The organism is Bacillus sp. CH_48 (genome assembly GCF_038008465.1).
Taxonomy (GTDB): Bacteria; Bacillota; Bacilli; order Bacillales; family Bacillaceae_G; genus Bacillus_A; species Bacillus_A thuringiensis_S.
Genome location: NZ_JBBOZF010000001.1, coordinates 18,035 through 32,655, shown reverse-complemented (window position 1 = coordinate 32,655; position 14,621 = coordinate 18,035). Strand labels below are relative to the sequence as shown.

Below are 14,621 nucleotides of genomic sequence, written 5' to 3'. Positions count from 1 at the left end.
ACTAGGACATCTCTTTTTGTTTTAACGAGATTTAATTTATTATGATTTATAGGGTACTTATTGCATGTATATACTTATTACTTAATCCTAACCTAAATCGATTTAAAATTAGGTTATCGTATTAATTTGTAAGAAAGGATGAACGTGGTCCAGCAAGACATGCATCTATACGATCTACTTGACCTTTTGTAAACATAACCATAGTATCATCATCAACGTAATCCATATAGTTCATAAACATATCGCCATCAGGTCCATTGTTACAAGAAGTATGTGGAAATGTTATTACAGGACGACCAGGTGCACCTTGTGAACTACCAACATTGTCTCCTCCTTGATTAGGCGTATCATCAACTCGATCAGTGCCATTGCATGCATTTCCATCATCACCCCAAATATGGAATAAATTGAACCAATGACCAATTTCATGAGTAGCTGTTCGTCCTAAATGGAAAGGTTTTTTTGCAGTACCTGTAGTACCAAATGCAGTGTATGTGATAACAACTCCATCTTTATCAGCTGGTCCACCAGGGAATTGTGCATATCCTAAAAGCCCACCTTCTAACTTACAAACCCATAAATTTAAGTATCTATCAGCTGGCCAGGCATTTACTCCACCAGCACTTTCTGATTTGACTGCATCATCTACTGAGAATGATTGATGAGTTGTTTGGGTACGAGTGATACCATTTGTTTGATTTCCGTCAGGATCTTTTGTAGCAAGAAAGAATTCTACTCTAGCATCACTTACAGAATCTTTAAATGCAGAAGGTACATTTGCTATGTCAGGGTTTGTTGCTCGGAAATCACGATTTAAAACATCAATTTGACTATGGACTTGTTCATCTGAGATGTTTTGTTCCTCAGTATTCCATACAATATGGACTACTACAGGGATTTTAACAACTGGTCTTTCTGATTCTAGACGCGCACTATTCAGGAATTCATTTGTTACACTTTCAATTTCAATACGAGCATTCTTATATTGTTCAGACTCATTTAGTAATTTATGGTGAAGCTCAATAGTTGCGCATCTACGCACAGTAGGTGTATTTTTTCCTTCTGATGAGTTAGTTTGATTTGGCATTTTAATTTCTCCTTTTAGCTGATATTCTGTAAGTTTCGTTCAATATTTCGAATAATGTTTGATTCGAAAACGATTGTAAAAATGTTTATTGTTTTTTATTCTTAATAAATTCTTCAGTCATTTTTTCAATTTTTTCGCGTTCTTTTCTGTATTCTTCGGATTCCTTTAATAATTTTTCGTGCATACTCATAGTTCCACAATTACGTCTTGTAGGGATCGGGTCTTTAGAATTGTCTGTTGAGTTATGGAAACTTTCTTCATGAGTAAAGTTGTTCATGAAAATTCCCTCTTTCATTCTAAATTTGTAACTTGAGAAGCAATAAAAGCTATATTCATTCGTAAAATATCAAGAGCAAGTGGATAATAGATATGCTCAAGAGTATCGTTTGCGGTATGGTCATTAGGATTCAAAGAGTCTTCGCCCTCTATTGTTAAAATAGCAGGGATCCCCTTATTAAGAAAAGATACATGGTCGCTATCAAATGGATTTAGAGATACCTTGACATCGATATTTGTATATAAAGATGCTACATTTTTTAATCCATTAATGAGCTCTTCAGATAAAGGTGAACCTTCAATTAATACTGCTGGTGTCGAAGTGTTTAATTTTCCTATCATGTCCATATTAATAACTGCTCGAATGCGATTTTTATCTGGAGTAGTTAGGTTCTCAACATATTGTTTACTACCTAATAATCCTTGTTCTTCTCCTCCAAAAAGGATAAAACGTAGATCATGTTGTACGGGAATGTCTTTGAATACACGAGCAATTTCCAAAACTCCTGCACTACCACTGCCATTATCATCGGCTCCAGGAGCATTAGATGAAGGCCCTCCACTATGGTTAACAGAATCAAGATGTGCAGTAATAATAATTAAGTGCTTCTCTTCATCAGGATTTGTACCCATTTTATTTGCGATAACATTTTGGCTATTTTCATTGTTTACGCGTATTGTTTCGCTACTAGTTGTATATCCCATTTCCTTTAATATCTCACGAGTCCATGTTGCGGCTTCTTCATAAAAAGAGCTAGTAGAAAACCTTGTTGGATATGAAACTAAATGGGTTAAATATGATTGGAACTGATTTTCGCTTACTTGATTGACTAGTGATTGTATAGAATTTACAGTTGTAGAATGATTACGAAAACTGCCGGAAACAAGTAATTCGTTTTCAGGATCATTAGTACCACCAGGGAAAATAGGTGTTTTCATTCTTATAGTTTCACCACCTTAATTATATTTTTGCTTAGAAAGCAATATTTCAAATATAACTTGTGAACGAACTCATTTGTTTATACAAGTATTAAATGGAAAATTTGCATTTATCATGGTTAATTATTTTTTGATATATATATGAAATTACATGAAGATCTTGGATATAAATACCATTTGAAAGTGTTGTTTAAATCTTAGATAATCCTCGAAATTTTCAGGGTTAGAGAAATATAAATATCTTGTTTTAAAAATGTATTAGAATAAAAAAAGAATATTAGATTTTTGTAATGTAAAGAACGAGAATTTTAAAAACTAATTTGATAAAGATATTGAGTTGTATTAATTTTATAATAATTGAACGAAGTACAGTTATAGATGGCTGGAGAGTTTCTAAAAACTAACTTTTGATCTTATGTGGAATGATTACAAGAAATGAAAAAAGGATTAGCTCATATTATAAGAGTATTTATAGACTAATTATGCTCCATAAGGCGATTAAATGCTGCATTTGCTTGAATCATACCAGCACCGGTATCTGAGTCCCAACCAGGTTCCTCTAAGTTTTTTGCTGTATCCATTAGCACTTTTTTAGCTTTATTCTATGTTAAATCAGGATTAGCTTGTTTAAGAAGCGCAACAACTCCAGCAGCAACCGGACAAGCAGCGGAAGTACCAGTATTGTTGTGATGATAACCAGTAAAGTGAGTAGGTGCACAGAAATCTGGTTTATGTTCATCAAAATTAGCTGGACCCTGAGCGTTATATCCTGCACGAACATCATTAATATTAGCAGCACCTACTGTCATTACTAATGGATGTCCATTAATTCCATGTATACTCTTTCCGGGGCCATTCGTTCTACAATAATTAGGATTTCTACTTCCACAAGGATCTCCACAGTTACCGACTGAAAATAATACTAATATGCCTGTTTGAATTGCTTCTCAAATCATTCGATTCATCGAATGATTTGAGTTATCAGTGGCCTCTGGAACTGCACCTATCCCCCCATGAGTTGGAAAGTATTTGTGGAGTCCCATTGCGACGAAGCTGTTGAATTGCTCAATCATAAGCTTCAATTACTACATCTAGAAAAGATTCTTCTATTCCTTCTTTTTCGAAGATACGAATATCGAAAAGTTTTGCGTTTGGTGCAATACCAAGTGTATCAGTAGATGTCATATTTCCATGAAATGCTTTTTTATCTGTATAAGTTCCCCAATCTTCTGGGAACCCTCCAATCACTCGTTTACCTAAAGGAAGTGTCCGATTATTCGGATTTTCTCGTTCTGCAGCTGATAAATTTTCTTCTTCGGCATAATAAAAGGCATTCCTTATGGAGTGCTTTTATTACGTGAATAAGTACTTCCGGTCAGTCCGGTAGCACCAATAGTACCCGTTGAACCTGTGTGACCAGAAGGGAATTGAAAAGGTTGCATAGGTGGAAGTGTAGGTCCAATCGAATCGGGATTAAGTACTGCAAAAGATAAAAACTTGTCCAATATAATTCACCTCTAAAAGTTCTTATTATTAATAGAAAATACAATGATAGAGCAAAGTGAAATGGACAAGCGATTTTATTTTGAAAATTAAACCAAATAGTTATTTAACTAAAAGAAACCCCATTTATCTCTGGGGTTTCTAAGGGGAATCGGTAAGTAATGGCATTCGACTAATTGTTTTAACCTTACTAGAAGCTCTCGAGTTGTACAGTGCTAGGCATTTACAAAGTTTTCAATATCCTCCAGTACAGAAATTGTGACAATGACGTCTAAAGGGGATGCTGAATTGACGTGAAGATGGAATTCTACTCCACCCGAACTACCTGGTCCACCTTCGGGATCATGCGGGCCGATATTTGTTACAAAGACATTAGCTTCACCTAAGTGGGGACGACCAGCAGAACCAAAAACCCCTCCGGAGAATCGCCATTCTGCAGCAGTGATTACAACTGCAGAGTTTTGTCTAATAGGGGGCCAGTTAAAGTTTCTCCGTACTCTGCCTTGTACGCCTCGGTAGAGAACACGAATTGAGCGAGCCATGCTCTATTCCTCCTTTATTCGTTAGGGTCTTGTCAACATTTCGGAATTTTTGTTCTAAAATGCTTGATGCAGTTACTTTCTTTTTATGTCAAGGTTTGTATACTTCAAAGCAAATGTTCCCTAAATGTTATTTGTTCCCTAACTATTCATTAAAAAATGTATTCTTAAAATCATATTTAATATATGAACCGATAAGAACTATTATTTAGAGAAATACCAGTGTATTTAACATCAGTCACAAAACAAATGGAAAGCACTGTGAAATTTAGTGTGTTAGCAATGAAATGCAATTATAGGAATGCTTTTATTCAGGATATTTTTCTTCCAACAATCCTGTCGGGCATCCTTTTAGTTTTTACCGTTGGCTACCGATTCAAAATCATTATGATGCATTTCAATTAGAAACAGATTTGGAGAGGCACGGCATTCGGGTTTTTCATTCCGAGCGTTTTATTACCGCACAAATCATGTCTAATCAGTATTTACGAGTTGCTCTATCCTCTACAAACTCATTAGAAGAGTTGAAAATAGGGCTAGAAATACTAAAACAATATTTCGGCTAGTTTAAAAAGAATACAGCAGACATTTACTAAGATAAAGGAAAATGCTATTTAACAGTAAAAATGTAGTAAAAACTCTTCTATAGGCAAGAAGAGTTTTTTTGTGAGTCTATAGCGTTCTGGGGAGAATTAGTATTTTTATCATTAAAAACAATAAATAAATATATATAAATATAATGTATTTATGTTATTATGATTACGTTGGAAAATAAAGTATATTTTCATTCGTAAAAATAATTAGGAGAAGAAGGGGAAATAGCATGAAAATGAAAAAAATGATTTTAACAGGTGTAGTACTTGCAGCAACAACTTTAACATCTTTATCAAATGTACAGGCAGATACAACATTTAAAGATGTTCCAGCAAATCACTGGTCTACAAAAGCAATTTATGATTTAACAAATCGTAAAGTAGTGCAAGGGTACGGAAATAATATCTTTGGCTTTGGTGACAATGTAACCCGTGGGCAAGTTGCTCGAATGATTTATATGTACCTAAAACCAGCAGATGCAGATGCTAGCTTCAAAAATCCTTTTACTGATATTAAAGGACATTTGTTTGAAAAAGAAATCTTAGCACTTGCTAAAGCAGGATTTGTAAATGGATTTGGTGATGGGAAGTATGGTCCAGATGATATTTTAACTCGTGAACAAATGGCACAAGCACTTACAAATGCTTTTAAATTTAAGGCAACGAAAACAACAAAATTTGCAGATGTTGATAAAAATTCTTGGTCTTACGGTGCAATTAGTGCATTAGAGGAAAATGGGGTTACAATTGGTACTGGAGGTAATATGTATTCTCCAAAAATGTTTGTAACACGTGAAGCGTATAGTCAGTTCTTATATAACTCTATTAATGCAGTTGAAAAAGAAACAAAACCAGAGCCAAAGCCAGAGCAAAAACCAGGGGTAACGCCAATAGGTATTCCCAATGCGTTAGTGACAGATGATTTTTTCTTTGATAGATATTCAATTGAAATTTCATCTGTAAGAGAGCGATCTATTTCTAAACAAGGTCAAAATCTTGTTACTGAAGTAAATAAGAAATATAATGCGAATTTCAGATATAGATATGTAGCATCAGAAATTGATCTATATACTCCTAATTTGCCAAGAATGATAGACTCTCATGGTTCATTTTCGTTTGTTGGGAAGGATGAAGATAACTTCTATTTCATGTTTGTCGTTGACAAATCAACTGTTGAGTTAGCGAAAAACTGGATGCATATGATAAATCCGAATTTCACTCTTGATAAAGAGATTGATAGATTAGTAAATCCAAATCCAGAATTAAAAAAAGAAATTGATAGTTTTGTAAAAAATGATAAGGATTATATCAATCGTTTTGAAAAAGATAATCATAGCGTAGAATTAAATGTAAGTCCTCTACAGTGGGTAAAACCTGGGGAGTCTGTAGTTACTCTACATCCAGATTACTATGTATTAGGAATTTCTGTACAAGGAAAGTAATATTTAAGTAGTGTATTGATTTTCGTACAGTGAAGGATAGACAATATTAGGGCTTATTGATTTTTTGAAACAGACCTACTGTTATTGAAGTGCACCCCAATTGTTAGACACATAATTAACAATTAGAGGTGCATTTTTTTTATTTGCTTTAACTGTATAGATTTTTTAAACAATAGATACTATTTCATTTCTTTTGCTTTAAAGATGGAGCACTCTCTTTTTCTCGTCAGCGTTTGAAACAACAATTAAAACATCTTAATTCCTTTAGCAAGGCTTGTAAAATTCCAAAAGTTCAACAGGAATATTATTTTTGTATGCTATACATGCTTTTGTATCACCACGCTGAATGGTCTTTTGGTCAATTAACAAAAGCGCAGCAAATGTATTTGCTTCTATCTCTAATTTATCAACGGAAAAGAATGTATTCTTACGCAGGAAAGGTGTATTTGCATGAGTATGTAGAACCGCGTGTCCTAATTCATGGGCACAAACAGTTCTCTGCATAGATGGAGATAAATTAGTATTAATAACAATGAAACGATTTCTTTTTTCATATTTATAAAAACCATTTATTTCTTCATGTAAATCCCATGTTAGTACATGTATTTTTAAGTAATCTGCAAGCTCATAGGGGTTTTTCGTGTTGTATTTGGTGCAAAGTTGTTGGACTAGATCTCTAATGACGAATTTCAATATTTTCCCTCCTAAGCTTGCATCAGTTATCGTCTGGATTACGATATTTCTTAGGCACGTATTTTTTATTGATTACTTTTGTTTGTTTTACAATGTACTCCATCGCATCTAATAATGACTCTACCGCTTCTTGACTCATAGGTTCACCAGAGAACATTAAGCCATCTTCGCCTTGTAGATCTTTCTTTATTTCTTCCATTCTTTTTGCTATATCTTTCTCATCTTTTGGCGTTACTTGTTCGTTTGGTTCGTCTGTAACAGATCGACCAAGTAAATAGTCAGCTGAAACTGAAAAGCAATCAGCTAATTTAGTTAAAACATCATGTGGAGGGAACCTCTCTTCTGATTCGTAGTAACCTATCATTCTTTGGGATACCCCAATTTTTTCTGCCAGTTGTTTTTGGGTTAAATTCTCTTTTTTTCGTAAGGATTTTATTCTAAGTCCTATCATATTGTTCACCTCTCTAATTGAACTAATTGTTCTCTTTGAATTCATTTTAGCACAAAAAGTTCTTTTATGCATTGACAAAGAACAATTAGTTCTTTAATCTGTATTTAGAACTAATTGTTCTTATGGAGGTAGGATAATGGGAAATAAAATGTACGATCCGAAAAAAAACTTATATAAAGAAATTGCTAGCTATTGCGGAGTAACTGAACGCTATATTCGAATGATTGATCAAAAAGAAAGAACTCCATCAATGGAGACAGCTAGGAAGATTGCAAAGTTTTTTGATAAGAGTGTAGATAATATTTTTTTTAGTAATAAATCGAACTTTAAGTTCTTTTTAAGCGCACTCTGGTTTGAAAATAATGAAAAGTAGATTTTGTTAGGTGGAAGCTAAAAGTAGTGAGTACGGACCTTCTAAATTTTAATAATAATGGAGGGAGTGGATTAGAGATCGTAATAAATGCACAAGGTTTGTTAATGACATATAGGTATTGCAAAAGAATTTATTGATTTTGACAGAATGAGAGAACTGTGAATGGACAGTTAAAGAATGTAATAAGTAGGTAAACAAAGGTTTTAAAATATGAGAGGTAGATACTATGGGGATTTTCCGAGTAAAAAAAGATAATAATTATTCCGTTATTAATAATACCGGTTTAAAGGATAAAAGACTTTCTTGGAAGGCGAAAGGGATATTAGCTTACATACTCACACTTCCAGATGATTGGGTGTTTTATAGAGAGGAATTATCGAAACATGCAAAAGACGGTATAAATAGCTTAAGAGCTGGAATGCAGGAATTAAAAGAATACGGATATATTAAAAGATTTCCTGTTAGAGATGAAAAAAACAAAATTGTTAGGTGGGAGACAATTATTTAAGAAATCCCAGTGGATGATTATCCACCAGTGGAAAACCCACCTGCTGGAAAACCTGTTGCTGGTAACCTACCGGTGGAAAATCACAAGCTACTAAATATTAATATACAAAGTACGAAAGAACTAAATACTGATATACAAAATATAAATCATCGTCATGATAATAAACAAAAATTAATCTCACAAAGGTTAATAAATGATGATTTTAAAATAAGTCATCAATTTTTAATGAAGAATAGAATTTCATTAAGTGAAATAGCGATTAGAGAGCTTGGTGTATTTTGTGAATCATTAGGTAGTGAACTAATTGGGGAAGCAGTAAATAGATCAATTGATGAAAATGTACCAAAGTGGAGATATGTACGTGGGATTCTTAAAAAATGGGAAACCAAAAAGGTAAAAACACTCAAGGATGTAGCTATGCTAGATGCACAGTTTGATCTTGGTAAGAATAAAAAACAATTTGGATCACGGGATACTAATCGAAGTGAAATGGTACCAGAATGGTTACATGAAAAAGAAGATGTTCCAGAAGAGCAGCCTATAAAAAATAATGAGTTAACTATTGAAGAAGAGCGTGAGAGATTAAAAACTTTATTAAAAAAATATAAATCATAATTAATATTTATAAATTTTATTAAATTGATAATAAAGGTTAGTTTATCTTTGGTGATCAAAATAAAAGCAGGATTTAAATAAAGAAAAGTAGGGGGATTATTATATGTTTGACTGGCTCAAAGATTATCAGAAACTAGAAGAAGAAATTGCATATTTAGAATATAACTTAGACAAATCAAAAGCAGAATTAAAGCGCTGGACTAGTGGGGACTTACAAAATGTACGATTAACTGCTGAATCCGAAGGGGCTAAAGTAGAAGATCGGATTGAAGCGATTGAATATGAGTTAGGACATAAGATCAATGAAGTATTTGATTTAAAGATTTTAATTAATAAGTTTACAGGATTAGATCATCAAATTCTCAAAATGAAGTATGTTGATGGAATGACTTTAGAACAAATAGCGTTTGAATTACATTATAGTACAGGCTATATTCGCCGAAAACATGCTGAAATAAGAAAGATTGTCAAGTTTGTAGATGGGTTTTAATGTTACCTTTTTGTAGGATACATGCAGTGTACAGAAAGTATTGAAAAAGTGATTTATAGTAGTAATATAAGATTTCGACGAAAGGGCAACTATTTTTATGGTTGCTCTTTTTGTTGTGAAAGAAGGTGGGCAACATGAAGTAATTTTAAAAAAATTTTTCATTTAAGTGTTAGATGTACTTAGTAGATTAAGAGTTTTATAGAAAAAAATAATAGGAAAATAAGGAGAGATTTAGTAATGAGTATATTAGCTGCTTCAGTTAAAACAAAAAATCTGCCACAGCAAGTGTTACGTTGGCAATCAATGGTAGAAAGCGAATGTTCTGCACAAGGTGTACCTGAGTTAGTTCCTTACGTGCTTGGAATTATTATGGTGGAAAGTGGAGGGAATTCTGAAACGACACCTGATATTATGCAGTCCAGTGAATCACAAGGTTGGGCGATGAATACAATTAAAAATCCTAAAGATTCAATTTATTACGGAGTAAAGCATTTAAAGGGTGCTTTTGATGATGCGAAGAAAAATGGTATTACAGATTTAAGTGCCATTGTTCAATCGTATAATTTTGGACGAGCTTACCTTCGCTGGTTAGCTTCTAACAATAAACAGCATTCATTACCGGTGGCAGATCTGTATTCTAAAACAGTTGTTGCTCCATCACTTGGAAATACGACTGGTGTTATGGTGAAATATAGTCAGCCTATTGCTGTTGCATACAATGGTGGCTATCGATATAAAAATGGAGGGAATTTCTTCTACTCTGAAATTGTTAAACAATATGTGAATTTTGATGAAGCTGGTAATAACAATAAACCAATACAACCGGTGGGCTTGGGGATTGCTGTAAATAAATATCCGAATAACGGTGGTATTAATCTATATAGCCAACCACAAGGTGGACATTTTACGAGAGTAATTTATGATAAAACACCGTACCTTATTATAGATGCAGCATGGTTTGAAAATCCTATGATTTGTCTCGGGAACGAGGCATGGGCTGCTCTGGAACATTTCGATGTGCAATGGTTCAGTGCTTATTCAAAATATCCACCAGGTGGCGGTATTAACACGTATGATGGTCCTAACGGAAATTATACAGGTTTTGTAGATGGGTCTGTTCCGTATAGACTTTTAGGACGAAAAGATGGTTACCTAGGTATTGGAAATAATGCATGGGTAAAAGAAGAACATTTTGATGTTAGATAATAACGGGGAGCTTTTCGTTCGGTTAATCTTAAGATTTGAAAAGCTAAAATACATCCAAAAAATAATAAATATAGACAGTGAACGAAGGTGCTCATTCAAGCACCTTTTTTATATTGTGTAAAAATAGAAAGGAAGACTAATATGACAAAATTTATTTATCCTACAGATACAACAAGAGTAACAAGTGGTTTTAGAGGTAGTAGACCAGATCATCATGGGGTAGACCTTGCTGAAGCGGGCTATCATCCGATTTATGCAGCAGCTAGCGGGCAGGTTAGCCGTTCTTATCTTTCATCTAGTTATGGTGAATGTATTATGATTGTGCATACTATTGATGGAGTTACATGGGAAACTGTATACGCTCATATGCGTAGTGGTTCTCGAACAGTAAAAGTAGGCGATTATGTTACACAAGGACAAACTATTGGGGTTATGGGGAACACAGGGGAGTCTAGTGGCCAACACTTACATTTTGAATTGCATAAAGGGCGCTGGGATGCTAGTAAGAGTAATGCTGTGAATCCACTAGATTATTTGGGGAAAGGTGACAGTGGCAACAATACTGATAAACCGATACAACCAGTAGGTCTTGGAATTGCTGTAAATAAATATCCAAATAATGGGGGTATTAATCTATATAGCCAACCACAAGGTGGACATTTTACGAGAGTAATTTATGATAAAACACCGTACCTTATCATAGATGCAGCATGGTTTGAAAATCCTATGATTTGTCTCGGAAACGAGGCATGGGCTGCTCTGGAACATTTCGATGTGCAATGGTTCAGTGCTTATTCAAAATATCCACCAGGTGGCGGTATTAATACGTATGATGGTCCTAACGGAAATTATACAGGTTTTGTAGATGGGTCTGTTCCGTATAGACTTTTAGGACGAAAAGATGGTTACCTGGGTATTGGAAATAATGCATGGGTAAAAGAAGAACATTTTAATGTGAGATAGTATTTTGAAATCTATAAATATCAAATTAAATGGAAGAAGCAGTGTGATACTTTTTTATGAATTCGTTTAAAACGATGGTGTAGGAGTGTAGAGAGGAATTAAAGGAAGAGCAACTGATAAACAGTTGCTCTTTTTCTTTTTTAGCAGGTGAAGACAAGGAATTTATTAGAGAAAATGCTGACCGTATGGAGATTAGGTTACTAGATGTACTAAATAATGCAGTGAGAATTTTAAGTAATAAAAACGAGAGAATAAAAAGGAGATGTTCAGTAATGGAGATTAGAAAAAAATTAGTGGATTCAAGTAAATATGCTATAAAATGTCCCAATGCAATGAAGCCAGAATTCATCACAGTACATAATACGTACAATGATGCATCAGCTGAAAATGAAATTTCTTATATGATTGGAAATAATAATGCAGTTTCGTTCCATGTTGCAGTAGATGACAAAGAAGCAGTACAAGGTATTCCGTTTGATCGTAATGCTTGGCATGCTGGTGATGGTAACGGAAATGGTAATCGTAAATCCATCGGAGTGGAAATTTGCTATTCTTTAAGCGGTGGGGATAGATATTATAAGGCGGAAGATAATGCAGCAATTGTTATAGCTCAGTTAATGAAACAATTCAACATTCCAATTAGTAATGTACGTACACATAAATCGTGGAGTGGGAAACATTGTCCACACCGTATGCTTGACGAGGGAAGATTGGATCAATTCATTGAGAAGGTAAATAAAGCATTTAACAACAATAATAATAAACCAATACAGCCAGTAGGTCTGGGGATTGCTGTAAATAAATATCCGAATAATGGAGGGATTAATTTATATAGCCAACCGCAAGGAGGATATTTTACGAGGGTAATTTATGATAAAACACCGTATCTTATTATAGATGCAGCGTGGTATGAAAATCCTATGATTTGTCTCGGAAACGAGGCATGGGCTGCTCTGGAACATTTTGATGTGCAATGGTTTAGTGCTTATTCAAAATATCCACCAGGCGGTGGTATTAACACATATGATGGTCCTAACGGAAATTATACAGGTTTTGTAGACGGGTCTGTTCCATATAGAATTTTGGCACGAAAAGATGGTTATTTGGCGATTGGAAATAATGCATGGGTAAAAGAAGAACATTTTGATGTGAGATAAGGTTAAAGAATTAGAGTCACTCGTATGAGTGGCTATTTAATTTTTGGATTGGAGTATGATTGGAAATAGAAAGTGTCAGTAGTGTTCTATACTAAGTTGTTTTTATGTATCGATTCAAGAATAAAAGGAGTAGTTTAGTGCGTGATTTGTTTATGTTGAATTAAATAAGAAGTGGGAAAGAGGTGGCAAAATGGATAGTTTACAAGAGGTGAAAGGTGATATTCAGGAAATAAGGCAAGATATTAAGGATATACGATTAGAGATTAGAAGTTTAGAAATGCGGACAACAGGTAATGAAAAGGACATTATTAATATCAATAAGCAATTAGATAAAATCAGTGCTAATACAACTTGGATCCTACGCCTTATTATTGGTGGAATAATTGGAGCTGCTCTTACCTTCTTTTTGAAAGGAGGAGGTCTGTAATGATTGAAATTACAGCAATGATTGGGGTTGTTGTAGGAACTTCACAAATTGCAAAAATAACTGGATTGCAAACAAAATATATTCCGTTATTTAATTTAACACTTGGCATTACGCTAGGTGTTTTATTTTTGTCTCAGGATATTAAAATGAATTTATTTCAAGGAATGATTATCGGGTTGTCAGCTAGTGGGTTATTTGACCATACAAAAATTATAAAAAGGGATGCCGATAGAAAATGAAAAAGAAATACAAGCATATTTTATCCATAGTTGTTGCTATTATTTTAGTGTTATCAATTGAAACAAATGTATTTGCTGATAGAATTCTATTTATTCCTGATTTACCAAAACAACCATACCGTTATGGTGTTGGAGCTTATGAAGGTGTTGTGGCACATTCTACAGCTACCCCAGAGGCGCCAGCAATTAATATTCAAAAATATGAGTCTCGTACATGGCGTTCAGCGTTTGTTCACTACGCAGTGGATTGGGATGAGAAGATTCAAATTGCATCTACAAAACATCAGGCATGGGGGGCAGGTCCAGCAGCAAATGCTAGATTTGTTCATGTGGAATTGTGTGAGACAAGTGATCCATTGAAATTTAAACGTTCATATGAAAAATATATAGAATTAATTGCGGAAATCTTGCGAGAACGAAATATTCATCCCTCTAAAGGATTATGGACACATAGGGATATTACTTATAAATTAGGTGGAACAGACCATGAAGATCCACTGGCTTATCTTCGTAGTCATGGCTTATCTGAGGCTAAGTTCCGAGCAGATGTGTTAAAGGTTTATAATGGGAGCACGGTTACAGTGGATACCAAACCACAAAAACCAAATGAAATATCTGGTACAGTAGAGTCGAATGGTATTGCATATATTGAAGGATACAATGTAAATCTCCGCTCTGGACCATCAACAGAAAATAGTGTTATTCGTAAGCTACAAAAAGGTGAGACTTATAAAGTATGGGGTAAATTAGGAAATTGGTTACATCTTGGTGATAACCAATGGATTTATTATGATTCTTCATATATACGTTACCAAGGAAATGAACCTGCTACAGTAATTGGTAAAAGGGTTATTTCAAAAGTAAATAATTTACGTTTCTATGATTCTCCATCTTGGCAGGATAAAGATGTTGCTGGTACTGTAGAAATAGGTTTAGGATTTATTATTGATGCAAAGGTAATTGTAAATAATTCACCACAATATAGAGTGCACAATAGTAAAGGTAAAACATATTATGTAACAGCAAACGAAGCCTATGTGTATGTGAAGTGAAAGAGAGGATCTGCTCTAGTATGGGGCGATCCTCTTTTTTTATTTATTATGTATAATTTAGGTTTAAT

17 protein-coding genes and 3 pseudogenes are annotated in these 14,621 nt (G+C 34.1%); 11 read left to right on the top strand and 9 right to left on the bottom strand.

All coding sequences use genetic code 11. The features are described 5' to 3' along the window. Positions 1-121: 121 nt before the first annotated feature. The 7 genes and pseudogenes from N2V92_RS00210 to N2V92_RS00180 form a co-directional block, all read right to left on the bottom strand. On the bottom strand, positions 122-1,087 hold the full coding sequence (locus N2V92_RS00210) for a zinc metalloprotease (protein WP_016078270.1): 966 nt from the start codon (positions 1,085-1,087) through the stop codon (positions 122-124). Between the two features lie 85 nt (positions 1,088-1,172). Then, a complete protein-coding gene (locus N2V92_RS00205) occupies positions 1,173-1,364 on the bottom strand; it encodes a hypothetical protein (RefSeq protein WP_016078271.1) in 192 nt (63 codons plus the stop codon). Positions 1,365-1,378: 14 nt separating this feature from the next. Continuing rightward, positions 1,379-2,302, bottom strand: coding sequence for a M28 family metallopeptidase (locus N2V92_RS00200; protein WP_170264951.1), 924 nt, complete (start codon positions 2,300-2,302; stop codon positions 1,379-1,381). A gap of 602 nt (positions 2,303-2,904) precedes the next feature. Beyond that, positions 2,905-3,231, bottom strand: coding sequence for a S8 family serine peptidase (locus N2V92_RS00195; protein WP_080117736.1), 327 nt, complete (start codon positions 3,229-3,231; stop codon positions 2,905-2,907). Between the two features lie 136 nt (positions 3,232-3,367). Then, the gene (locus N2V92_RS00190; protein ID WP_016078274.1) at positions 3,368-3,550 is read right to left on the bottom strand and encodes a hypothetical protein; all 183 of its coding nucleotides are present in this window, start codon (positions 3,548-3,550) and stop codon (positions 3,368-3,370) included. 116 nt (positions 3,551-3,666) lie between these two features. Next, positions 3,667-3,807, bottom strand: a pseudogene (locus N2V92_RS00185) (exosporium leader peptide-containing protein); the annotation flags it as partial. A 213-nt stretch (positions 3,808-4,020) separates the two neighbouring features. Then, complete coding sequence (locus N2V92_RS00180) at positions 4,021-4,347, bottom strand: hypothetical protein (RefSeq protein ID WP_016078275.1); 327 nt, start codon at positions 4,345-4,347, stop codon at positions 4,021-4,023. 305 nt (positions 4,348-4,652) lie between these two features. Between N2V92_RS00180 and N2V92_RS00175 the strand changes: the two are divergent. Then, positions 4,653-4,910: pseudogene (locus N2V92_RS00175) on the top strand (PLP-dependent aminotransferase family protein); the annotation flags it as partial. Between the two features lie 257 nt (positions 4,911-5,167). Then, positions 5,168-6,379, top strand: a complete 1,212-nt coding sequence (locus tag N2V92_RS00170) for an S-layer homology domain-containing protein (RefSeq protein ID WP_016078276.1) — start codon at positions 5,168-5,170, stop codon at positions 6,377-6,379. Positions 6,380-6,643: 264 nt separating this feature from the next. Here the strand turns inward: N2V92_RS00170 and N2V92_RS00165 are convergent, their stop codons facing one another. Next, complete coding sequence (locus tag N2V92_RS00165) at positions 6,644-7,072, bottom strand: ImmA/IrrE family metallo-endopeptidase (RefSeq protein ID WP_000673778.1); 429 nt, start codon at positions 7,070-7,072, stop codon at positions 6,644-6,646. A 22-nt stretch (positions 7,073-7,094) separates the two neighbouring features. Then, positions 7,095-7,523: a helix-turn-helix domain-containing protein gene (locus N2V92_RS00160; RefSeq protein WP_097939119.1), complete on the bottom strand. Its 429-nt coding sequence runs from the start codon at positions 7,521-7,523 to the stop codon at positions 7,095-7,097. Positions 7,524-7,659: 136 nt separating this feature from the next. Between N2V92_RS00160 and N2V92_RS00155 the strand changes: the two genes are divergently transcribed. The 9 genes and pseudogenes from N2V92_RS00155 (at position 7,660) to N2V92_RS00115 (ending at position 14,553) form a co-directional block, all read left to right on the top strand. Further along, complete coding sequence (locus N2V92_RS00155) at positions 7,660-7,896, top strand: helix-turn-helix transcriptional regulator (protein ID WP_000527099.1); 237 nt, start codon at positions 7,660-7,662, stop codon at positions 7,894-7,896. Positions 7,897-8,122: 226 nt separating this feature from the next. Further along, positions 8,123-9,019: pseudogene (locus tag N2V92_RS00150) on the top strand (DnaD domain protein). A gap of 103 nt (positions 9,020-9,122) precedes the next feature. Next, positions 9,123-9,509 carry a DUF1492 domain-containing protein gene (locus tag N2V92_RS00145; RefSeq protein ID WP_000460736.1) on the top strand — a complete coding sequence of 129 codons (387 nt, stop codon included), beginning with the start codon at positions 9,123-9,125 and terminating at the stop codon, positions 9,507-9,509. A gap of 237 nt (positions 9,510-9,746) precedes the next feature. Beyond that, the gene (locus N2V92_RS00140; RefSeq protein WP_170264954.1) at positions 9,747-10,715 is read left to right on the top strand and encodes a lysozyme family protein; all 969 of its coding nucleotides are present in this window, start codon (positions 9,747-9,749) and stop codon (positions 10,713-10,715) included. 141 nt (positions 10,716-10,856) lie between these two features. Next, positions 10,857-11,678 (top strand): M23 family metallopeptidase, encoded by an 822-nt coding sequence (locus N2V92_RS00135; protein ID WP_170264956.1) that lies wholly within the window; start codon positions 10,857-10,859, stop codon positions 11,676-11,678. Between the two features lie 272 nt (positions 11,679-11,950). Then, positions 11,951-12,835, top strand: a complete 885-nt coding sequence (locus N2V92_RS00130; protein WP_000405795.1) for a peptidoglycan recognition protein family protein — start codon at positions 11,951-11,953, stop codon at positions 12,833-12,835. Between the two features lie 190 nt (positions 12,836-13,025). Further along, complete coding sequence (locus N2V92_RS00125; RefSeq protein WP_098205734.1) at positions 13,026-13,262, top strand: hemolysin XhlA family protein; 237 nt, start codon at positions 13,026-13,028, stop codon at positions 13,260-13,262. Then, complete coding sequence (locus N2V92_RS00120) at positions 13,262-13,501, top strand: holin (RefSeq protein ID WP_098205733.1); 240 nt, start codon at positions 13,262-13,264, stop codon at positions 13,499-13,501. The genes N2V92_RS00125 and N2V92_RS00120 overlap by 1 nt, the downstream gene beginning before the upstream one ends. Further along, positions 13,498-14,553, top strand: coding sequence for an N-acetylmuramoyl-L-alanine amidase (locus N2V92_RS00115; RefSeq protein WP_170264959.1), 1,056 nt, complete (start codon positions 13,498-13,500; stop codon positions 14,551-14,553). The genes N2V92_RS00120 and N2V92_RS00115 overlap by 4 nt, the downstream gene beginning before the upstream one ends. Positions 14,554-14,621: the final 68 nt, after the last annotated feature.

Coding starts and splice junctions, on each gene's coding strand:
- N2V92_RS00210 (WP_016078270.1), bottom strand. CDS start 1,087: ATGCCAAATCAAACTAACTCATCAGAAGGAAAAAATACACCTACTGTG.
- N2V92_RS00205 (WP_016078271.1), bottom strand. CDS start 1,364: ATGAACAACTTTACTCATGAAGAAAGTTTCCATAACTCAACAGACAAT.
- N2V92_RS00200 (WP_170264951.1), bottom strand. CDS start 2,302: ATGAAAACACCTATTTTCCCTGGTGGTACTAATGATCCTGAAAACGAA.
- N2V92_RS00180 (WP_016078275.1), bottom strand. CDS start 4,347: ATGGCTCGCTCAATTCGTGTTCTCTACCGAGGCGTACAAGGCAGAGTA.
- N2V92_RS00170 (WP_016078276.1), top strand. CDS start 5,168: ATGAAAATGAAAAAAATGATTTTAACAGGTGTAGTACTTGCAGCAACA.
- N2V92_RS00160 (WP_097939119.1), bottom strand. CDS start 7,523: ATGATAGGACTTAGAATAAAATCCTTACGAAAAAAAGAGAATTTAACC.
- N2V92_RS00155 (WP_000527099.1), top strand. CDS start 7,660: ATGGGAAATAAAATGTACGATCCGAAAAAAAACTTATATAAAGAAATT.
- N2V92_RS00145 (WP_000460736.1), top strand. CDS start 9,123: ATGTTTGACTGGCTCAAAGATTATCAGAAACTAGAAGAAGAAATTGCA.
- N2V92_RS00140 (WP_170264954.1), top strand. CDS start 9,747: ATGAGTATATTAGCTGCTTCAGTTAAAACAAAAAATCTGCCACAGCAA.
- N2V92_RS00135 (WP_170264956.1), top strand. CDS start 10,857: ATGACAAAATTTATTTATCCTACAGATACAACAAGAGTAACAAGTGGT.
- N2V92_RS00130 (WP_000405795.1), top strand. CDS start 11,951: ATGGAGATTAGAAAAAAATTAGTGGATTCAAGTAAATATGCTATAAAA.
- N2V92_RS00125 (WP_098205734.1), top strand. CDS start 13,026: ATGGATAGTTTACAAGAGGTGAAAGGTGATATTCAGGAAATAAGGCAA.
- N2V92_RS00120 (WP_098205733.1), top strand. CDS start 13,262: ATGATTGAAATTACAGCAATGATTGGGGTTGTTGTAGGAACTTCACAA.
- N2V92_RS00115 (WP_170264959.1), top strand. CDS start 13,498: ATGAAAAAGAAATACAAGCATATTTTATCCATAGTTGTTGCTATTATT.